The organism is Streptomyces sp. NPDC002676 (assembly GCF_053592455.1).
In genome coordinates, this window is record NZ_JBSFVT010000030.1 from 40,217 (window position 1) to 58,321 (window position 18,105).

Consider the following 18,105-nt stretch of genomic DNA (forward strand, 5'->3'; position numbering starts at 1 on the left):
GCTGCGCCGGAACGGCCGCGGCGCCGACGACGCCCCGATCGCGATCGTGGGCATCGGCTGCCGGTACCCCGGTGGCATCGCCTCGCCGACGGACCTGTGGGACGTGGTCGCCGAGGCTCGTGACGTCATCTCGGCCTTCCCGTCCGACCGCGGCTGGGACCTGGACGGCCTCTACGACCCCGACCCGGACCGCCCGGGCACGACGTACGTCCGCGACGGCGGCTTCCTGGCAGGTGCCACGGACTTCGACGCGGGCTTCTTCGGGATCAGCCCGGCCGAGGCCGTGGCGATGGACCCGCAGCAGCGGTTGCTGCTCGAAGTCACCTGGGAGGCGCTGGAGAACGCGGGCATCGACCCGCATTCCCTTGCCGGCAGCCCGACCGGGGTGTTCGTCGGCCACATGGCACAGGAGTACGGACACGACATCGACGAAGCCGGCACGGAGGGCTACCGCCTGACCGGCACGGCAGGCAGCCTGATCTCCGGCCGGGTGGCGTACACGCTGGGTCTGGAGGGTCCGGCGGTGACCGTCGACACGGCGTGTTCGTCGTCGTTGGTGGCGGTGCATCTGGCGTGCCAGTCGTTGCGGTCGGGGGAGTCGGACCTGGTCCTGGCCGGCGGTACGACGGTCATGGCGACCCCAAGGGGTTTCGTGGACATGGCCCGGCAGCGAGGCCTGTCGCCGGACGGGCGCTGCAAGTCCTTCGCGGCGGCGGCGGACGGCACCGGGTGGGCCGAGGGCGTAGGTGTGGTCGTACTGGAGCGTCTGTCGGACGCGCGGCGCCGCGGGCATGAGGTGCTGGCGTTGGTGCGGGGCAGTGCGGTGAACCAGGACGGTGCCTCCAACGGGCTGACGGCGCCGAACGGCCCGTCGCAGCAGCGGGTGATCCGGGCGGCGCTCGCCGACGCCGGGCTGTCCGCCGTGGACGTGGATGTGGTGGAGGCGCATGGCACGGGCACGGTGCTGGGTGATCCGATCGAGGCGCAGGCGGTGCTGGCGACGTACGGCCAGGACCGGTCTGCCGATCGGCCGGTGCTGCTGGGGTCGTTGAAGTCGAACATCGGTCACACGCAGGCGGCTGCGGGCGTGGCGGGGCTGATCAAGATGGTCGCGGCGATGCAGCGGGGCTTGGTGCCCGCGACCTTGCACGTGGACGAGCCGAGCCGACACGTCGACTGGACGTCGGGTCATGTGGAGCTGACGACGAGCCGGCAAGGCTGGCCGGATACCGGACGCCCACGCCGAGCCGCGGTGTCGTCCTTCGGCATTTCCGGGACCAACGCACACGTCATCCTCGAACAGGCACCGCCGACGCCCGCCCCGCCCCGGCGCCCCATGCCCGCGGTGCCCTGGGTGCTCTCGGCGAAGACCCCGGCCGCGCTGGCGGCACAGGCGGACCGGCTGATCACGCTGCTGGAGCGATCGGACATCGACCCGGCGGACGTAGGGCTCACCCTGCTGTCCCGGGCGCGGTTCGCCCACCGGGCCGTCGTACTCGGCGCGGACCGGGACGAACTGCTGACAGGGCTGCGCACCCTGGCCGGGGCACCGGAGCCGGGCACCGTGGTCGGCCGGACCGCGCTGCGCGGCCTGGCCGACCGTTTCGTGGGGGGCGCCGTGGTCGACTGGCCGGCCGTGTTCGCCGAGTCAGGCGCACGGCGGGTGGACCTGCCCACGTACCCCTTCGCCCGCCAACGCTTCTGGTGGACACCGCCCACGCCGACGGCCACACCCGCCACTGATCATGCGAGCGACATCCCGAGCGACATGACCGCCGCAGTGCGCACCGCCGTGGACGAGGTGCTCGGCGAGTACGGCACGGTGGTCGGCCTCGACGACGACATCGCCGCCCATGGACTGAACTCGCTGTCCGCCGTGGAACTGCGTGGCCGGCTGCAGGCGCTGACGGACACGCGGATCAGCATGGCCGACATCCTCGACAACCCGACGATCCGCTCGCTGGCCAAGTTCTTGGACGAGCGCAGCCAGTCCCGGAGGCTCTGATGACCAACGATCCCGTTGCCGCCCTCAGCTTCGACCAGTTGGTGCCGCCCATGACGGTGAACCGGCGCTCGCCCCTCGAAGTGTTCGTCACCGACCATGCACAGATCGGCCCGGACGAGTTCGCCATCGCCCTGCGGGTGGCGCACGACCACCCCCTGTGGTCCGACCAGCGGACCCCCCGGCACGACCCGGCAGCCGTGATCGAGGCGTTCCGGCAGGCGTTCGTCGTGGCCCGCCACGAGTACCTCGGCGTCCCCCGGGGCACCCCGTCGGCCGTGCAGCAGGTGACGCTGGCCGTGCCGGAGCTGCACGCCTTCCGTGCCGACGCAGCCAAGCCGCTGCAGGGTGTCATCAAGGTCCGCGTCACCCAGACCGACGGCACGTACGACATCGCGGGCGACTTCCTCGTCGGCTCGGCACGGGCCATGACGCTCTCGTTCACCAGCATCCTGTTCCCGCGCGAGTCCTACCAGGAGATCCGCGACTACCAGCGCTCCCGCCGGGCCGCGTCCGCGAACGACACCCCGGACACCAAACCGATCGACCCCGAACTGGTCGGCCGGCGCGACCGGAACAACGTGGTGATCGGCCCCGCCACACGGCCCAACCGCTATCCCGTGCTGGTGGACCGGACCCATCCCTCCTTCTTCGACCGGGACTACGACCACCTCCCCGCATCGCTGCTCATAGAAGCGATGCGGCAGTCCGCGCTGCGCAGTGCGGCGGAGGCGGGCCTGCGCACGGGCGAGTCGGCGCTGACGCGAGCCGAACTCGACTTCGGCATCTTCGTGGAGACCGACGTGCCCGCCGAGTGCGCGGTGTCGGTGACCGGGCGACCGGGAGTGGTGACCGCGTCGGTGGGCATCGACCAGGCCGGCGTCCGAGTAGTGAGCGGAACCCTGGAACTCACCGAACTGAACCCATGACGAAACCGGCAAAGACTTGAGGCCCTCATGGACATGCGACGTGACGTAGCTCTGGTGTTTCCCGGCCAGGGCGGCCAGCAACCGAGAATGGGCGCCGACCTGTACGGCGTTGACCCGACGTTCACCGCGGTGATGGACGAGTTCTTCGCCGAGTACGGCCCCGACGGCCCGCGACTGCGTGACGCCTGGCTCTCCGAGCGGCCGGGACCGGATTTCGACGACTGCTCCCGGGCACAACCGCTGCTGTTCGCCATCGGCGCGGCACTGGCGTTCGCGGTGATCGCACGGGGCTTACGGCCCAAGGTCCTGGTCGGGCACAGCGTCGGCGAACTGGCCGCGGCTGCCGTCGCAGGGGTGTTCAGCATCGCCGACGGCAGCCGGGCGATGGTGGTGCGGACCAGCGCGATGGCGGCGACGGAACCGGGCGGGATGCTCGCGGTGGCCGCGGGCGTCGACCGGATCCGCGAGGTGCTCGGCGACGACCTCGCAGAGCGAGGCATCGCGATAGCGGCGATCAACAGCCCACGCCAGACGGTGCTGTCCGGCGGGACGGCGGCACTGCGCGCCGTCGAGCGGACCCTGAAGGCCGGGGTGGTCGCGTGTCGCCCGGTGAAGGCTCGGCAGGCGTTCCACAGCCCGCTGTGCGCCGACGCGGCGATCCGCTTCGCCGGACTGCTCCGGCGCATCGAGCTCCGCCCGCCCGCCATCACGATCCGGTCCACCTGCACCGCCCGCGACGTGACCGACGCGGAGTCGGTCACCCCCGAGTTCTGGTCGGCTCAACTGGCCAGGCCGGTGCTGTTCTGGCCCGCGATGAGCGACCTGCTCGAATCCGGTAACCGCATATTCCTCGAAGCAGGCCCGAAGGGCAGCTGTGCGGCCGCACTGCACCTGCACCCCACGGTCCAGTCCCGCGCGAACGTGGTACTTCCTCTGCTCCCGGCATCGGCACGGGGAGAAGACCGCCGAGTCTTCGACGAATCGGTCACCGCCGCACTGTCGATAACCGCCGCTATGTGACCCAGGTCACAAGTTCCTGTCGGGAATCGGGGCTTCTGTCAGGAATCGGGGCGTCGTTCCGTTCAACTCACAGGGGGCAGGCGAACCACAGGAGCAACACATGAAACACCGCATCGTCGTCCTCGGCGCCGGCTATGCCGGGGCCTACGTGGCCGGGAACTTGGCCCGCCGGCTGTCCCTGGCAGACACCGAGATCACCGTGGTCAACGCTGAGCCGGACTTCGTCGAGCGGCTGCGACTGCACCAGCTCGCGGCCGGCCAGCAGATCGAGGCTCTCAAGCTCGCCGACGTCTTCGCAGGCACGGGGATCCGGCTGCACCTGGCACGTGTCACCGCTGTCGACCCCGAGCGCCAGGTCGTCGCCGTGGCCGACGCCGGCGGCGGCGAGTTCGGCTACGACACGCTTCTCTACGCGCTCGGCAGCCACGTCGCCGACCACGGCGTCCCCGGCGTGGCCGAGCACGCCTTCGACGTCACCGGGCGGCCCTCGGCGCTGCGCCTGCGCGAGCACCTGGACAGCCTCGGCAGGCGGGGCGAAGGCGGGAGCGTGCTGGTCGTCGGCGACGGGTTGACCGGCATCGAGACCGCCACCGAGATCGCCGAATCCCGGCCCGGCCTGTCGGTGGCGCTGGTCGCCCGCGGCGAGCTGGGCGCCCGGCTCTCCGCCGGAGCCCGCAGCCACCTGCGCCAGGCCTGTGACCGGCTGGGCATCACCGTCCTCGAGCACACCAGCGTCGAGGCCGTCGAAGCGACGCGGGTGCTGTGCGCCGACGGCACCGCCCTGGCGTCCGACGCAACCGTGTGGACGGCCGGGTTCGCGGTCCACCCCATCGCCGCTGCCAGCGGGCTGAAGGTCACCGAGACCGGTCAGATCGTCGTCGATCGCACCATGCGGTCGGTCTCGCACCCCAACGTCTACGCCGCCGGCGACAGCGCCTACGCCATCGGCGACAACGGCCGGCCGCTGCCGATGTCCTGCGCTTCGGCCGGATACACCGGCCGGCAGGCCGTGGACGCGATCGTGGGACGCCTGACCGGCCGCAGGATTGCGAACACCAAGCTGCTCTATCTGGGCAACCACATCAGCCTCGGGCGGCGGGACGGGATCTTGCAGCTGGTCGACGGCGAAGCGCAAGCAAAGGCGAAGTATGTGGGCGGCCGGAAGGCCGCGCGGGTCAAGGCGGGCATCGTCAAGATCTCGCTGTGGGGCATCTCGCACCCGACCTTCGGCCTGCCCACGCGCAAGCGCCGCCTGGCCGCCGCGCCGGAGGCGTCCGTCCTGCGAGAAGGCGGTCGCGTAGCTGCCTAGTGTGGTCCGCGTGGACAGCACCGCCACTGATCGCTTCGACACCAGTCGGTTCGAGGCCAGCCGGAACCGGCTGGCCTCGCTGGCGTACCGGCTGCTGGGCTCCGCCGCCGACGCCGAAGACGCCGTGCAGGATGCGTTCCTGCACTGGCAGGCCGCCGACCGGCAGCGGATCAAGGTGCCGGAAGCATGGCTGACCAAGGTCGTCACCAACCTGTGTCTCGACAGGCTCCGCTCGGCACAGGCCCGCCGCGAACGCACCGTCGGCGCCTGGCTGCCCGAACCGCTCCTCGACGGCGACCCGATGCTCGGCCCGGCCGACACTTTCGAGCAGCGCGAATCGGTCTCCTTGGCCGTGCTGACCCTCATGGAGCGCCTGTCACCCCCCGAGCGGGCCGTTTACGTCCTGCGCGAAGCGTTCTCCTACGGCCACGCCGAGATCGCCGAGATCCTCGACATCACCGAGTCCGCAAGCCAGCAGCACCTCCACCGGGCCCGGCGCCGCATCACCGCAGCGCGCCGCCGCGACGGCGGCGAAGTCGACCCGGCATCCGCCCGCAGGATCGTCGAGGAGTTCCTCGCCGCCGCCTCCTCGGGCCGCACCGAACGGCTGGCGGCGCTGCTCACCGACGACGCAACCGCGATCTCCGACGGCGCCGGCCTGACCGAGACGCTGCTGCGGTACGACACTCCGCAGCGCATCGCTGCCATCGCACGGGCCGGCTTCAAACCCACACCCGCGAAACGGCGACTTGCCGGCGGCACGCCCGCCATCCACTACGCGCTCGTCAACGGCGCCCCCGCCATCCTCTTCGTGCCCGGCGATCAGGTCGTCGGCGCCGTGACGTTCGACATCACCAACGGCAAGATCGCAACCGTGCGCGGCATCGCCGCCCCCGCCCGCCTCGGCCGCCTCACCGCAGCCTGGCGGCAGCACGAACCGGACACGCCTCTCATCGCCCAGTGGTGACCGACGCCGACCGCGGCCAGGCGCAGCCGTTGAGTGTCATGACCGCGTCATTCTCTAATGCGGCGAGACTCACGCAATCTCCATCCACGTTCAAGTGATAGTTGCTACCATTTTCTTATGGCTGTCAAAAATCGTTGGTTGGCGCTGATTGGTCTGACGATCAGCGTCCTCGTCATCGGATTCGATACGACGATCCTGAACGTCGCCCTTCCCACCCTCGCCGCCGACACCGGCGCCTCCGCGGGGCAGCTGCAGTGGATCGTCGACTCCTACGCCGTCGTCTACGCCGCCGCCATGCTCCCCGCGGGCTTCCTCGGCGACCGCTACGGCCGACGCAATCTGCTGGTCGCCGGGCTCGTGATCTTCCTCGGCGGCTCCATCGTCGGTATGACCGTGTCCAGCCCGGGCCCGCTCATCGCGGCCCGTACGGTCATGGGCCTCGGCGCCGCGCTGATCATGCCGCTCACGCTGTCCATCATCCCGACCCTCTTCAAGGGCGAGGAGCAGACCAAGGCGATCGCGATCATCACCGCGGGTATCTCGATCGGCCTGCCGCTCGGACCTCTGCTCAGTGGCTGGCTGCTCGAACACTTCTGGTGGGGCTCGGTCTTCGCCATCAACATCCCGCTGATCGCCATCGGCATCGTCGCCTGCGCCCTGCTGATCCCCGAGACCCGCGACCCGTCGGCCCCCAGGGTCGACGTCATCAGTACGGTGCTGGGCATCGTCGGTCTCGGCGCCTTCGTCTACGGCGTCATCGAAGGGCCCGCCAAGGGATGGGGCAACCCGGTCATCCTCGCCTCGATGATCGGCGGTGTGCTGATGCTCGTCGGTCTGGTGCTGCGCGAGCGGCGCCAGGACCGCCCGATGGTGGACCTGGAGCTGCTGCGGAACTACTCCTTCCGGTGGAACACGCTCTTCCTCATCCTGGGCATGTTCGTGTTCATGGGCCTGATGTTCGTGCTGCCGCAGTATCTGCAGGTCGTGCAGGGCCACGACGCCTTCGCCACCGGCGTGCGCCTGATGCCGCTCATGGCCGGCATGATCGTCGTCGCCAAGATCGTGCCGCCGCTGACCGTCAAGTTCGGCACCCGGCCGCTGGTGGTCGCGGGCCTGGCCATCATGTCCCTGGCGATGTTCCTCGGCAGCACCACGGACACCGACACCGGCTACGGCTTCACCGTGCTGTGGATGATCCTCACCGGCCTGGGCGTGAGCCTCGTGATGGTGCCGGCCCTGGACACCGCCCTCGCGGTACTGCCCAAGGGCAAGGAGGGCACCGGCAGCGGGCTGAACACCACCCTGCGACAGGTCGGCGGCGCCATCGGTATCGCCCTGCTGGGCAGCCTGCTCAACGCCGTGTTCAAGGACCGGATCGACACCCACGGGGTACCGGCGCAGGCGGCCGATACGGCCAAGGAGTCCGTGGTGGCCGCACAGGCGGTCGCCGCACAGCTCAAGATGCCCCAGCTGGCCGAGTCCGCCCAGTCCGCCTTCGTCCACGGCATGAGCCTGGTGCTGCTGATCTGCGGCATCGCCGGCGTCGTCGCGGCCGTCCTCGCCGCCTTCAAGCTGCCGGACAGCCGGACGACCAAGAAGACCGAGGAGGAGGCAGAAGAGCAGCCTCTGCCCGAGGCGCTGTCCGACATGGCAGACGGTGCGCGACAATGAGTCGTATGCCCTCTACAACGACCAGCGCACCGGTGTCGGCGATCGCAGTCGCCGAAGCCGGCCTCGGCCTGCGCGAACGCAAGAAGCTGCGCACCGGCCAGGCCATCCGTGAGGCGGCTCGTCGGCTGATCGACGAGCGAGGGTACGACAACACCACGATCGAGCAGATCGCCGCGGTGGCCGAGGTCTCGCCGAGCACGGTCTTCCGCTACTTCCCCAGCAAGGAGCACATCGTCCTGACGGACGACTACGCCCAGTTCAGCATTGCCTTCCTGCGCGAGCGCCCTGCGGACGAGCCGCCGCTGGCCGCCCTGCGGGCGGTGGTGAGGGAGATGGTGCGCAGGCTGGCCGAGGACTTCAGCGAGGAGTACCGGTGGCGGAGGGAGCTCGTGCGCCAGGTGCCCTCGATACGGGCCCTGGTGGGCGAGGAACAGGACAGGTGGGTCGAGTCCGTGAGTGAGGTGTTCGCCGAACGGGCAGGCCTGCCCGCGGACGACCTCGAACTCCGCGTCCTGGTGGGCGCCGTGACGGGCGCCTTCCACCAGGTGCTGTGGGGAGACCACAGCGAGGACACCGACCTGGTGGAGATGATCGAACGGGCCCTGGCGGTGCTGGAGCGTCCCGACGCCGTCGGGCGCCCGGCGGACACCAGGCTGAGCAACGTGTGAAGCTTCCCGGCCGTGTGTGAGAAGGGGCCCCGGCACTCGACACGAGTGGGTGCGGGGCCCTTTTCTACTGCGGCAGGGCCGTCAGTTCTTGACGTCGCCCTTGACCTGCCGCTGTACGAACTCGTAGGCCATGTCGCCGAACTGTGTTGGCGGGGATGTCGTCGACCGTGCCCATGCCGGGTCCGCCTGATCGTCTTCCTTGTTCTTGAAGAGAAGGGCCTCCACAGCCGAGCCTGCGGAAGGGCCCTTCATGAGGAACGGGATAACGGGATATCGATGGCTGCGCCGCGGCCTTCTGGCTCTGTCGACGCAAGCCCAGCGCGGCGGCGGGCACATGGGCCCGCCGCCGCGGTGGAAGAGGGTCAGTGCTTGACGTCGCCCTTGACTTGCCGCTGTACGAACTCGTGGGCCATGTCGCCGAACTGCTTACCGAACTCGAGGGACCTCGCGACCGTCTTCCCGAAGTGGACGCCGCCATCCACCCGGCTCCTGGCACACGCGTTGGCGAGGTCGGTGAAGGTGGCGAAGTGGATCTTGAGGTCCTTGGCGGGGGAGATCCCCGGCTCCACCCGCAACCCGCCGGCCGGGATGTTGATCGTCCAGTCCAGGTCGTCGGAGCCGAAGTAGCGCCGTGCCGTCTGCGCCCCGGCGGCCATGATCGTCGTGGAGCCCGAGGGGTACTCCGGGTGGTCGCTCACGGGCAGGTAGGTGGCCCACTCGGAGGCGCGGATGTCGTTGACCGTGCCCATGCCGGGACCGCCCCAGGCGGTGATCTTGCTCTTGCCGTACACGTGCCGGACCGCGCTGATCGGCCGCACGGCGTCGAACTTGTACTTCTGGTACCAGGCGGCGATCAGCGTGTCGAACGTCGCCAGGATGTGCTGGAGCAACCACTGAGCCCAGCCGTGCACGCCCATGTGGTCGTCCTGGTCGTTGTTCCGGGCGACGACGATGGACGAGTAGCCGATCCCCCAGGTCTTGTTGTCCATGATCTCGCAGAGCGCCTTGCGCTCGTCGGTGAGCGAGGCCGACGCCTCGATGATCTCGTCCACCGAGCGCTTGTACTCCTGCGGCCGGGTGTGGTCGCTGTGCGTGGGCGGGGCGAGGTGGAACTGGCCCGGGTCCCGGAAGATGTGGGGCTTGACCAGCCGGATGTGCGGGGTCACGAACTGCTGGACGACGTAGATGCCCATGTCACCCGGGCCGCCGCCGACCCGACGGCCGTTGTGGGGGAACAACTGCGGCTGCCAGCGCGAGGGGTTGCTCAGCTCGAAGGCGGTGTTCACGGGCTGGTAGCCGGTGTAGTCCGCCCACGGCTTGGGGTTGTACTTGCGGCCGCCCTCGTAGCCGAGGGCGTTCATGCCGTCGTTCTTCAGAACCTCCCAGGCGTTCTTGGCGGCCACGTTGCCGATGCCGATCGGGCTGGTCAGGTCCTCCGACTCGTCGTCGGGGTTCAGGCCGAGCGCGACCATCAGCTGCCGCAAGGCCCCCAGGTCATCATGCGGCAGCATGCGCTTCCAGATGGCGAGCTGGGCGTAGATGACGGCGATGTTCATGTTCCGGTTGGTGGCGGACTCGCTGGAGGGGCGGCGCGGAATCTGGGAGTACATGCCGACCGCGGTCTCGTGGTACGGCGCCAGCGCGTCGAACACCGCCAGCATCGCCACTCTGGTCGTCCACAGAAAGACGGTCGCGTCCATCGGGCCGATGTACGCCAGCCTTTCCTCCTGACCGGCGTGATCGTCGGTGGGCTGGGCCCACTTGATGTAGTTGTCCTTGTCCAGGTCGAGGTCGATCTCGAGCTTGTCGCTGGTGGCGGCACCGGCCGTGCGGGAGAAGGCCAGCATGGACAGCGCCATGGCCGAGGCACCGCCGACCAGCAGCGACCTGCGTCGCGGCAAGAAGCCAGAGACGGGAGAACGTCCGGAAGTCGTCATGATGATGTTCCTTGTCCCATTCTTAAAGAGGATGGAAGAGGGATCGATGGCCGTGCCGTGGGCTCTCCGGGCTCAGGGGAAGAGCGGGATGAGGTTGAGCGTGGCGGTGGGCTGCGGTGCCGGTGCCCGCCGCCGTGGTGGGAGAGGCCGGTCAGTCCATGACGTTGCCGTTGATGTGTCGCTGTAACTCGTGGGCCAGGTGGCCGAACCGGGCACCGAAGGTGAGGAAGCCGGAGGGGCATTCGGGGTGGTTGCCCACGGGCAGGTAGCCGGTCCACGCGTCCGCGGGGATGTCCGCGACCTGCGCGCCGGCCTGGAGACTGAAGATGACCCCGCCGGTATTCGAGAATCCACCCTCGAATGCGGACAGGATCTCTTCCGCCCCAATGCCACCGGACATCAAATATCTCCAAGCGGTCGGCGTCGACAGTTCTTTCCACGTGGAATCTTGCACTGGGGCGGCCACCTTACTAGGCGCCGCTAGAAGATCACTCGAAGTGCATTAAGAATAGAGAACTTCTTGACATGTTCGTGCTCGCCGCCCACACTTCACGGGGTGGCGAAAATGGGAACTGCCATGCCCGTAGGCCCTGTTCCTCGATAATTCGGCCGCCGTTAAACAAATATCCGGTCGGCCGCAGATTCACAAGACGCTCAGCTCGGATGGATACTGGAGGACGCATGACCAGCACAGGCGTGGAAGGTCTTTACTCGGCCATTGAGGAAGCAGCCGGACTGCTGGAGATTTCCCCCGCGCCCGACAAGGTCCGGCCGATCCTGTCCGCGTACGACCTGGACAAGGTGGTTGTCGCCTTCCGTGTGACCACTCGTGGTCATCAGGACCTCGACTGCCGTTTCACGGCTCTGCCGGCGGACGTCAACCCGTACCTGTACGCGGTCTCCCGGGGCATCGCCGAGGGCACCGACCATCCGGTGGGCAGGCTGCTCGAGGAGGTCCAGGAGAACATCCCGGTCACCGCTCACGGCGTGGACTTCGGGGTGGTCGGCGGTTTCAAGAAGACCTGGACCTTCCTGCCTGTCACCGATCTGCAGAAGCTGCAGAAGGTCGCCGCTCTGCCGTCGATGCCGCGCAGCCTGGCGGAGAACCTCGATTTCTACGCCCGCTACGGGCTGGACGACAAGAACAGCATGATCGGGATCGACTACCCGAGCCGGACGGTGAACGTCTACTTCCTCCAGTTCCCGGACGCGTGCCGCGAGCCCGGGACGGTCCGCGCCATGCTGCGCGACCTGGGTCTTCCGGAGCCGAGTGAGCGTCAGCTCGAGCTGGCCCGCCAGGCCGTGGGCATCTACACCACGCTGAACTGGGAGTCTTCCGAGATCCAGCGGATCACGTTCGCCACGATGGTTCCGGATGTCCGTGCGCTTCCCGACCGGATCACGGTCGATGCGCAGGTCGAGAAGTTCGCCAAGAACGTCTCCCACACCTACCCGGGCCCCCTGCAGGGCCTCTACAACGTCGCCTCCTACTCCGGCGGCGAGTACTTCAAGCTCCAGACGTACCACCAGCTGAGCGAGGGCTCCCTGGAGGCGAAGGTCCTGCTCGGCCCCACCGGCGCCGGCAACTGACACATAATCACTATTGTCCGGGATCACGGCACTCCGAATATCCATAGGAATTATTTACCTATGGTCCGGAGTGCCGAAATTCCTTCCGGGGGTCAGTCCGGCAGAGCCGCTGGCCACGGAAACCTGTTGATCGTCACGGCCGCCCTGGCGATCGTCGGCGCGAGAAGCGCTGCGGTGGTCGCACCGGCGATTCGCCGTGAGGAGCCCTCCGCGCACGCAGAACACATTTCAAAGACCAGGGTGAAGGGAAGCGCCAGGCGGTGTCATCGCCCAGATTGCTCAGTGGAAAATCCGCTGAAACAGGTTCAGGAGTGCGACAGGATCCCGGTGCGACGGCTCGACCTGGAGCCATGCTGCAATTGAGCTCGATATTCCATAGGGCGAACGAGGGTTCGCCGGCCCTGCCCTCGAGAATGACCCCCGCCACCTGTCAGTTCTGATCTCTGGTCCTGGAGGAACGATGCTGAGTAGACGATCCCTTCTTCGCGCTGGTGGCAGCATGGCGCTCGCGGCTGCCACTGTCGGGACATCGGTAATGTCGGTATATGCAGGTGAAGACAAGTGGGGGCAGCTGCGCAGGCATCTGCAGGGAGATGTGGTGCTGCCCTCCGACCAGGCTTACGCCTATTCCAAGCAAGGCGTTCTGGTAGAACTCGACACCGTAGAACCGCAGGGAATCGTCTACTGCGAGACTCCCCAGGACGTGAGTATGGCCATCAAGTTCGCCGGTGACAACGACATCGCGGTACACACCCGCAGTGGCGGCCACAGCCTGGCCGGCTGGTCCACCGGCCAGGGCATGATCCTCGACATCTCCCGGCTGAACCATGTCTCGGTCGGCGACGACACGGTTCGGCTCGGCCCCGGGGTGCAGAGCATCGACGCCCATACCGCGCTCAAGCCCTACAACAGGCAGGTAGTCACGGGCACATGCGCCACCGTACGCATGGGCGGCTACATCTCGGGCGGGGGCATGGGCTTTCAGGTACGGAAGTTCGGGGTCGCGAGTGACCGCCTCGTTTCAGCTCGGATGGTCCTCTCGGACGGTCGGATCGTGTGCGCCTCCGAGACGAGGCACCCCGACCTCTTCTGGGCCATACGCGGTGGTGGCGGCGGCAACTTCGGCGTGGTCGTCGACTTCGAGGTACGCCCGATATCGGCCCCTCGCATGGTGTACTTCGACACCTACTGGCCGTGGGACAAGGCCCAGGAGATCATCACGGCCTGGCAGGAGTGGTGCTCCAGCGGCTCGAACAACCTGGGCTCGACCCTGAACGTGCTCCTGCGCGACGGCGCCCCGGGCAATGTGCCGATCATCAAGATCAACGGCGGCTACCACGGGCCGCAGTCGGAGATCGAGCAGGCCCTGAACGAACTGGCCGCCGAGGCGGGCGCCACGCCCAGCCTCCGTACGGTCGAGGAGCTTCCGTACGACGAGGCGATGAAGGCCGTCTACGGCTGCGAGCAGCTCACGTTCCAGCAGTGCCACCGCGCCGGCTCGAACCCGGACGCCAAGATCCAGCGCACTCCCTTCCTCAGGGAGCGGACCAGGCTGCTCAACCGTCCCACGGGCAGCTCCGGGGTGGCCGACCTGCTCGCCGCCTTCGAAGCCGACCGCAGGCCGGGCCACATCACGTACCTCTACTTCACGGCACTCGGCGGAGTCGTCAACGAGGTCCCCCGCGCACACACCGCGTATGTGCACCGCGGCGCGGAGTTCTTCGTGGCCTGCGCGACCCTGTTGCACGACGGGCAGCCGCCCGCGGAGGAGGCCGAGGCCGCCATGGTGTGGCCCACCCACGCCTTCAACATCATCGACCCGCTCTCAAGTGGCGAGTCGTACCTCAACTTCCCCAACCCGGACCTGGGGGACTGGCGGCAGGCCTACTACGCCGAGAACTATTCCCGGCTGGTTTCGGTCAAGCGCCGGTACGACGCGCCGAACTTCTTCAGGCACGCGCAGAGCATCGGCAGCTGAGCCCGACTCGGGACGGCTTCGGTCCGGCGCGGGGCGGCGCCGGACCGAAGCCATCTGGGTTCCTGACCCACCGTCCGACCCGTGACCGAACGGCTCTCTCCTCCGTTCCTGGATCGGAAGACGGGAGCGGGCGGAGGGGGAGCGGACGGTGGCTGATGTGGGTGACAGCCTGGAGGAGGCGGATGCCCGCCACTTCACCCGCCCGCTGCCGAAGTCACCCCAAGCCCAGATGCGGTACCTGGTACGACAACTCAAGGGCACCAGGCCGGTGGCGGAACTCCTGGGCATCTCCCAGCGCACGGTGGAGCGCTACATCAAGGGCCAGCTGAAACGCCCCCGCAAGGCCCTGGCCGACCGTCTCTACCGCGAAACCCGCCACCGCTGGCAGCCGAAGGTACGCGAGCGAGCCCGGCAGCAGGCGGCGACAACGGACGGCATCTTCGTCTCCACCCGGGCGCGCTTCGGTTTCACAGCGGCCCCTGGCAGTACCGACGACCCCCGTGTCCGCCACCTCAACCAGGCGCTGCCCCCCGAGTACGCGGCCCGCCTCTTCGCAGCCCAGGAGGCCGGCGCGACAGAGACCGAGCTCCAGTCGATCCTGGCCGAGGGCCTGGGCGAGATGTACTTCCGCGACCGGGGCCGCCGCGCCGAGGGTCTCCTGGTGGAGTTCACGGGCATCGAGCAGCTGGAGCTGGACTACTGATGCGCGTTATGGGTACGGGTACGTACCCATACTATGGGTGTGGAAGGGAGTCTCATGATGCCTGACGCCAACGTCCGAATCCCCGAGGAAGCCCGGGACCGCCTCGCTGCCATAGCAGCGGCCGAGGGCATGTCGCTGCGCGCCTATCTGGCCCACCTCGCTGCGACGCTGCTGACCCCCGCTGAGCGGGCCGAGCAGGCTGAGCAGGCCCGCGCCGCTCTGAAGGAGTGGACCGGCTACGCGCCGACCCCGGCCGAGGAGCAGGACCTCGACAACGAGCTGGACCGTCGACTCGCCCAGGCGGCGGCACGGTGAGCGATGCCATGCACATCGTCCTGGACGACACCGCGATGGCCGCGGCAGGCCGGGGCAACGTCCTCGCCTCACGCCTGATCCACCGCGCCCATGCAGAGGCCGGCTGGTACCTCTACGCCCCGGCGTGCGCGCTCGTCGAAGCCGACCGCGCCCGGCCCGGCACGGCAGAACACCTCGCCGCCCTGCCGGGCATCATCGTCCTGGACCTGGACCTCCCCGCTGCTTTGGCGGTGGCCCGGCAGAACACATGGGCGGCAGCACATTCTCAGTACGTCGCTCAACCCACCCCCGACCGCCCTGACGGAGCGATCATCGCGACTACTGCCCCCGACCGATGGATCGGCGAGCCGGTCCGCGTGCTGGCCCTGAACGCTTGACCACGGTGAAGAAGGGCCGCAGCCATGCATAGTCAGCGGATGCACGGCCTTCGAGCCACCTGCTGAGCGGGTCAGCCACTGACTGAGGTCTCCTCTGTGCGCCCCCGGCAGCGGCTCACGCCGATTGTGCGGCAGTTGGGCAAGCACAGGTCGTTGCCCGTGGTGGCTGCCGTTCTGGACAAGGTCGCGGTGGCCTGACGTCCTACGCGTCCGGAGTGGTGTTGGCAGCGATCCAGTCGAGGCAGCCCTGTGACCCTGCCGCGATCGGCACCGCAGTGATTTCAGGGTTCTGCCAGGGGTGATGCTTGAGTAGGTGAGCTTCTAGCTCTGGGTAACGGGCGGCGGTGGTCTTCAGCAGCAGCTGCCATTCCTCGCCGGTGCCGAATTCCCCGTCGTGCCAGAACGCGGAGATCACGGGCCCGACGATCTGCGCCCCTGCCGCAAGGCGATGGCTGACGACTGTCCGCGCCAGTTCAACAGCCTGGTCTCGGGTCGGGGTTGCCGTGGACACCTGGAGAAAGTCGGCCATATCGCGAGCGTAGCTTGATCGCGTGGGTCTGCGAAGGGGGTCGTGTCTTCGCTCAGGCGGTGTGGGGGAGGTTGGCGGTTTGTGCGGCGAAGCGTAGGCGCCGTTGCTGGGTGAGGCGCTGGGGGTCGCCGGCTTGGATGTCGGGTACGGCGGTGACGGTGCTGGCAAGTCGGCCGCCCGTGATGAGGGGGTGAAGCTGGTACTGGCCGCGTTTGTGGAGCCAGGCGAGTCCGCATTGACGGAGTTCGCGGAAACCTCGGTTGACGGCTGGTTTGGCGGCGCCGAGGGCCGCGCACATTTCGTCCTGGCTGATGTAGGCGGTGCCGGTGTCAGGGTCCTGGAGGGCGAGCAGCATGTCGAGGACGCGTCGGCCGGTAGGGGAGATGTCCACCAGGGCGAGGAGTTGCAGGACATCGCGGGAGATGGTGACTGGCTCGTCCGTCGGAGGGTCGGGGATGTAGGAGCTTGTCACGGGACCTCGATTCCGATTGGTGCGCCGCCTCGGACCGAGGATATGCCCGCGGGGTTCACGCGGTCTCCTTACCCTTTCGGATTGGTTGTCGACGACGCAGCGGTACGACGGCCTGCCTCCGCTGGGCGGCGTCCCCTTCCTTCTTGGCCTTGGCCCGCTCTTTGCGCCACTGCGCCGGGTAATCGGGTGCTGGGATGACACATTTCGGCCCACCAGCAGCATTCCAGGCGGCCTGCCATCGTTGCTGCTCGCCGGAGGTCCCAGCAACGGTCAGCCAGGGGTTGAGCTGGAGCAGGCCGGGCTTCGCGGTACGCATCCAGCCGATGTGGGTGAAGAACTGGCTGGGTTCGCTCACCGAGGCGGCTGAGAGTCCGCAGCGCTCCTGAAGCGCACGTTGCGAGATCCGGATGTACCCCCGAGGGGCGGTGTGGCTGCCGCCGGGCTGGCCGGTCGGGTCTTGGGCAGAGACTAACTTGGACCACACCTGAAACCAGGAGCCGGGCATCTTCAGGCTGCCCAGAACATCCCAGAGCAGCCTCGCGTCCAAGATGTATCCGACGCACTCTGCACTCACTGCGAAGAAGCGGCCCTGGATCTTCTCCACAGCGAGGATCATGCCGCCCTTGCCGTCCGAGCGTGCCACAACTCGCTCGCCGGGCCGCACAATCGGCAGCTGGTCCATCGGCTCCTCCTTGATGATCACCGAATGCATCGACGGTAGCACCAAGGAAACCGTCCTGTTTCAGGATCACAGAACATGCCACCCAGTCGATATCTGACGGTCCATCAGAAATATGAGCCGCTTGTTCTAGAGATCCAGAACATCGTGAGGTCGTATGTTCTGGATCTCTGAAACATAGATGCTTACGCTGATGCAGGTCAGAGCCGCTTTTGGCGCGGGCGCCTCTACTACGTCAGTAGAGGCCGGCTCCAGGCAGCTCAGCCCCGACGGCTCTGCCCGCTGCCTGCTGCCGCCAAGCGTCCGCACAACGGCCAGGGCTCTTATGCATCATGAGTAGATATCACTCAAACGTGTAAGCACTTTCAGTGCTCCAAGTTGACCGTGTTGTGGTGTGCGGGGTGGGGTTGCTGTTGGGGCCGCCCGTTTCTTAGCAGTGTCGTGCTTCCGCGAAGCGAGTCAAGGGCACTCCCGTTCCGCTGCGCTCCACTCCCGAGTTGCCTGGCGGCTGGGCTACGGCCGCCCCTTGACACACCTCGCTCCAGCACGGGGAAGGAGCGCGCGGGCGGCCCGGGGGAGCAGTGGTCGGCTCGGGGAGGTTGGTGCCCGGGGTGGGTTGTGCTGTGGGGCGGTGTTGGCGGGCTTGATCTGGGCCGGTGGCCGGGAGGGGCTCCGTGATCCAGTTATGATCTGTCATTTGTTTTGAGGCAGTCTGGGTTTCCCTTGCGTACAGGTCTAATTGATGGGTATTCACCGGTGGTCGTGCGTCGTACGGGTGCAGCTGGTGTTTTCGGTGCTGTGTGGCCCTTGTGGGCTGGAGCGCAGCGGAGGCCGGCTCCCTGGGGGGATGCGGGTTGCGGAGTGTGGGTGCGCGTCTGCTGCGCAGCCGCTTGCGGGGGAGCCCTCCTTGTAGGTGCCCCCGCCCGCTGTGCGGGCGGAGTGGTTGTGGAGCCGCTGTG

The 18,105-nt window shown here is 68.0% G+C and carries 17 protein-coding genes and 1 pseudogene; 12 read left to right on the forward strand and 6 right to left on the reverse strand.

The features are described from left to right. Positions 1-22 precede the first annotated feature (22 nt). The 7 genes and pseudogenes from ACWD3E_RS39935 to ACWD3E_RS39965 form a co-directional block, all read left to right on the forward strand. Positions 23-2,005 (forward strand): annotated as a pseudogene (locus ACWD3E_RS39935) (type I polyketide synthase); the annotation flags it as partial. Beyond that, the gene (locus ACWD3E_RS39940; protein WP_451392394.1) at positions 2,005-2,931 is read left to right on the forward strand and encodes an AfsA-related hotdog domain-containing protein; all 927 of its coding nucleotides are present in this window, start codon (positions 2,005-2,007) and stop codon (positions 2,929-2,931) included. The pseudogene ACWD3E_RS39935 and the gene ACWD3E_RS39940, both read left to right, overlap by 1 nt. 27 nt (positions 2,932-2,958) lie before the next feature. Further along, positions 2,959-3,951, forward strand: a complete 993-nt coding sequence (locus ACWD3E_RS39945) for an acyltransferase domain-containing protein (RefSeq protein ID WP_451392395.1) — start codon at positions 2,959-2,961, stop codon at positions 3,949-3,951. A gap of 100 nt (positions 3,952-4,051) precedes the next feature. Further along, positions 4,052-5,260, forward strand: a complete 1,209-nt coding sequence (locus tag ACWD3E_RS39950; RefSeq protein WP_451392396.1) for an NAD(P)/FAD-dependent oxidoreductase — start codon at positions 4,052-4,054, stop codon at positions 5,258-5,260. Between the two features lie 10 nt (positions 5,261-5,270). Next, complete coding sequence (locus tag ACWD3E_RS39955; RefSeq protein WP_451392397.1) at positions 5,271-6,227, forward strand: sigma-70 family RNA polymerase sigma factor; 957 nt, start codon at positions 5,271-5,273, stop codon at positions 6,225-6,227. 117 nt (positions 6,228-6,344) lie between these two features. Beyond that, positions 6,345-7,898, forward strand: coding sequence for an MFS transporter (locus ACWD3E_RS39960; RefSeq protein ID WP_451392398.1), 1,554 nt, complete (start codon positions 6,345-6,347; stop codon positions 7,896-7,898). A 5-nt stretch (positions 7,899-7,903) separates the two neighbouring features. Beyond that, a complete protein-coding gene (locus tag ACWD3E_RS39965) occupies positions 7,904-8,566 on the forward strand; it encodes a TetR/AcrR family transcriptional regulator (RefSeq protein ID WP_451392399.1) in 663 nt (220 codons plus the stop codon). A gap of 81 nt (positions 8,567-8,647) precedes the next feature. On the opposite strand, the gene ACWD3E_RS39970 is transcribed toward ACWD3E_RS39965, so the two are convergent. From ACWD3E_RS39970 to ACWD3E_RS39980, 3 genes are all read right to left on the reverse strand, one after another. Then, the gene (locus tag ACWD3E_RS39970) at positions 8,648-8,818 is read right to left on the reverse strand and encodes a hypothetical protein (RefSeq protein WP_451392400.1); all 171 of its coding nucleotides are present in this window, start codon (positions 8,816-8,818) and stop codon (positions 8,648-8,650) included. Positions 8,819-8,928: 110 nt separating this feature from the next. Next, entirely contained in the window at positions 8,929-10,503 is a 1,575-nt protein-coding gene (locus ACWD3E_RS39975; RefSeq protein WP_451392401.1) for a DUF6851 domain-containing protein, read from the reverse strand. A gap of 151 nt (positions 10,504-10,654) precedes the next feature. Further along, positions 10,655-10,903: a hypothetical protein gene (locus ACWD3E_RS39980; RefSeq protein ID WP_451392402.1), complete on the reverse strand. Its 249-nt coding sequence runs from the start codon at positions 10,901-10,903 to the stop codon at positions 10,655-10,657. A 281-nt stretch (positions 10,904-11,184) separates the two neighbouring features. On the opposite strand from ACWD3E_RS39980, the gene ACWD3E_RS39985 reads away from it, so the two are divergent. The 5 genes from ACWD3E_RS39985 (at position 11,185) to ACWD3E_RS40005 (ending at position 15,466) form a co-directional block, all read left to right on the forward strand. Continuing rightward, positions 11,185-12,093: an aromatic prenyltransferase gene (locus tag ACWD3E_RS39985; RefSeq protein ID WP_451392403.1), complete on the forward strand. Its 909-nt coding sequence runs from the start codon at positions 11,185-11,187 to the stop codon at positions 12,091-12,093. A gap of 535 nt (positions 12,094-12,628) precedes the next feature. Further along, entirely contained in the window at positions 12,629-14,071 is a 1,443-nt protein-coding gene (locus ACWD3E_RS39990; RefSeq protein ID WP_451392404.1) for an FAD-dependent oxidoreductase, read from the forward strand. A gap of 148 nt (positions 14,072-14,219) precedes the next feature. Continuing rightward, on the forward strand, positions 14,220-14,774 hold the full coding sequence (tpg, locus tag ACWD3E_RS39995) for a telomere-protecting terminal protein Tpg (RefSeq protein ID WP_451392405.1): 555 nt from the start codon (positions 14,220-14,222) through the stop codon (positions 14,772-14,774). Positions 14,775-14,831: 57 nt separating this feature from the next. Further along, on the forward strand, positions 14,832-15,089 hold the full coding sequence (locus ACWD3E_RS40000; protein ID WP_451392406.1) for a hypothetical protein: 258 nt from the start codon (positions 14,832-14,834) through the stop codon (positions 15,087-15,089). Positions 15,090-15,097: 8 nt separating this feature from the next. Beyond that, positions 15,098-15,466 carry a hypothetical protein gene (locus ACWD3E_RS40005; protein WP_451392410.1) on the forward strand — a complete coding sequence of 123 codons (369 nt, stop codon included), beginning with the start codon at positions 15,098-15,100 and terminating at the stop codon, positions 15,464-15,466. A gap of 202 nt (positions 15,467-15,668) precedes the next feature. Here ACWD3E_RS40005 and cutA read toward each other — a convergent pair whose 3' ends face one another. Genes cutA through ACWD3E_RS40020 form a run of 3 tightly spaced genes read right to left on the reverse strand, consistent with a single transcriptional unit; the run spans position 15,669 to position 17,179 of the window. After that, positions 15,669-15,995 carry a divalent-cation tolerance protein CutA gene (cutA, locus tag ACWD3E_RS40010; protein WP_451392407.1) on the reverse strand — a complete coding sequence of 109 codons (327 nt, stop codon included), beginning with the start codon at positions 15,993-15,995 and terminating at the stop codon, positions 15,669-15,671. A 52-nt stretch (positions 15,996-16,047) separates the two neighbouring features. Then, positions 16,048-16,467: a helix-turn-helix domain-containing protein gene (locus ACWD3E_RS40015; RefSeq protein ID WP_451392408.1), complete on the reverse strand. Its 420-nt coding sequence runs from the start codon at positions 16,465-16,467 to the stop codon at positions 16,048-16,050. A gap of 55 nt (positions 16,468-16,522) precedes the next feature. Then, a complete protein-coding gene (locus tag ACWD3E_RS40020; RefSeq protein ID WP_451392409.1) occupies positions 16,523-17,179 on the reverse strand; it encodes a hypothetical protein in 657 nt (218 codons plus the stop codon). Between the last annotated feature and the right edge of the window lie 926 nt (positions 17,180-18,105).

Bases quoted from the DNA above. Each gene is read 5' to 3' on its own strand.
- ACWD3E_RS39940 (WP_451392394.1), top strand. From the start codon at position 2,005: ATGACCAACGATCCCGTTGCCGCCCTCAGCTTCGACCAGTTGGTGCCG.
- ACWD3E_RS39950 (WP_451392396.1), top strand. From the start codon at position 4,052: ATGAAACACCGCATCGTCGTCCTCGGCGCCGGCTATGCCGGGGCCTAC.
- ACWD3E_RS39975 (WP_451392401.1), bottom strand. From the start codon at position 10,503: ATGACGACTTCCGGACGTTCTCCCGTCTCTGGCTTCTTGCCGCGACGC.
- ACWD3E_RS39960 (WP_451392398.1), top strand. From the start codon at position 6,345: ATGGCTGTCAAAAATCGTTGGTTGGCGCTGATTGGTCTGACGATCAGC.
- ACWD3E_RS39985 (WP_451392403.1), top strand. From the start codon at position 11,185: ATGACCAGCACAGGCGTGGAAGGTCTTTACTCGGCCATTGAGGAAGCA.
- cutA (WP_451392407.1), bottom strand. From the start codon at position 15,995: ATGGCCGACTTTCTCCAGGTGTCCACGGCAACCCCGACCCGAGACCAG.
- ACWD3E_RS39945 (WP_451392395.1), top strand. From the start codon at position 2,959: ATGGACATGCGACGTGACGTAGCTCTGGTGTTTCCCGGCCAGGGCGGC.
- ACWD3E_RS40000 (WP_451392406.1), top strand. From the start codon at position 14,832: ATGCCTGACGCCAACGTCCGAATCCCCGAGGAAGCCCGGGACCGCCTC.
- ACWD3E_RS39970 (WP_451392400.1), bottom strand. From the start codon at position 8,818: ATGAAGGGCCCTTCCGCAGGCTCGGCTGTGGAGGCCCTTCTCTTCAAG.
- ACWD3E_RS39990 (WP_451392404.1), top strand. From the start codon at position 12,629: ATGTCGGTATATGCAGGTGAAGACAAGTGGGGGCAGCTGCGCAGGCAT.
- ACWD3E_RS39965 (WP_451392399.1), top strand. From the start codon at position 7,904: ATGCCCTCTACAACGACCAGCGCACCGGTGTCGGCGATCGCAGTCGCC.
- ACWD3E_RS39980 (WP_451392402.1), bottom strand. From the start codon at position 10,903: ATGTCCGGTGGCATTGGGGCGGAAGAGATCCTGTCCGCATTCGAGGGT.
- ACWD3E_RS40020 (WP_451392409.1), bottom strand. From the start codon at position 17,179: ATGCATTCGGTGATCATCAAGGAGGAGCCGATGGACCAGCTGCCGATT.
- ACWD3E_RS40005 (WP_451392410.1), top strand. From the start codon at position 15,098: ATGCACATCGTCCTGGACGACACCGCGATGGCCGCGGCAGGCCGGGGC.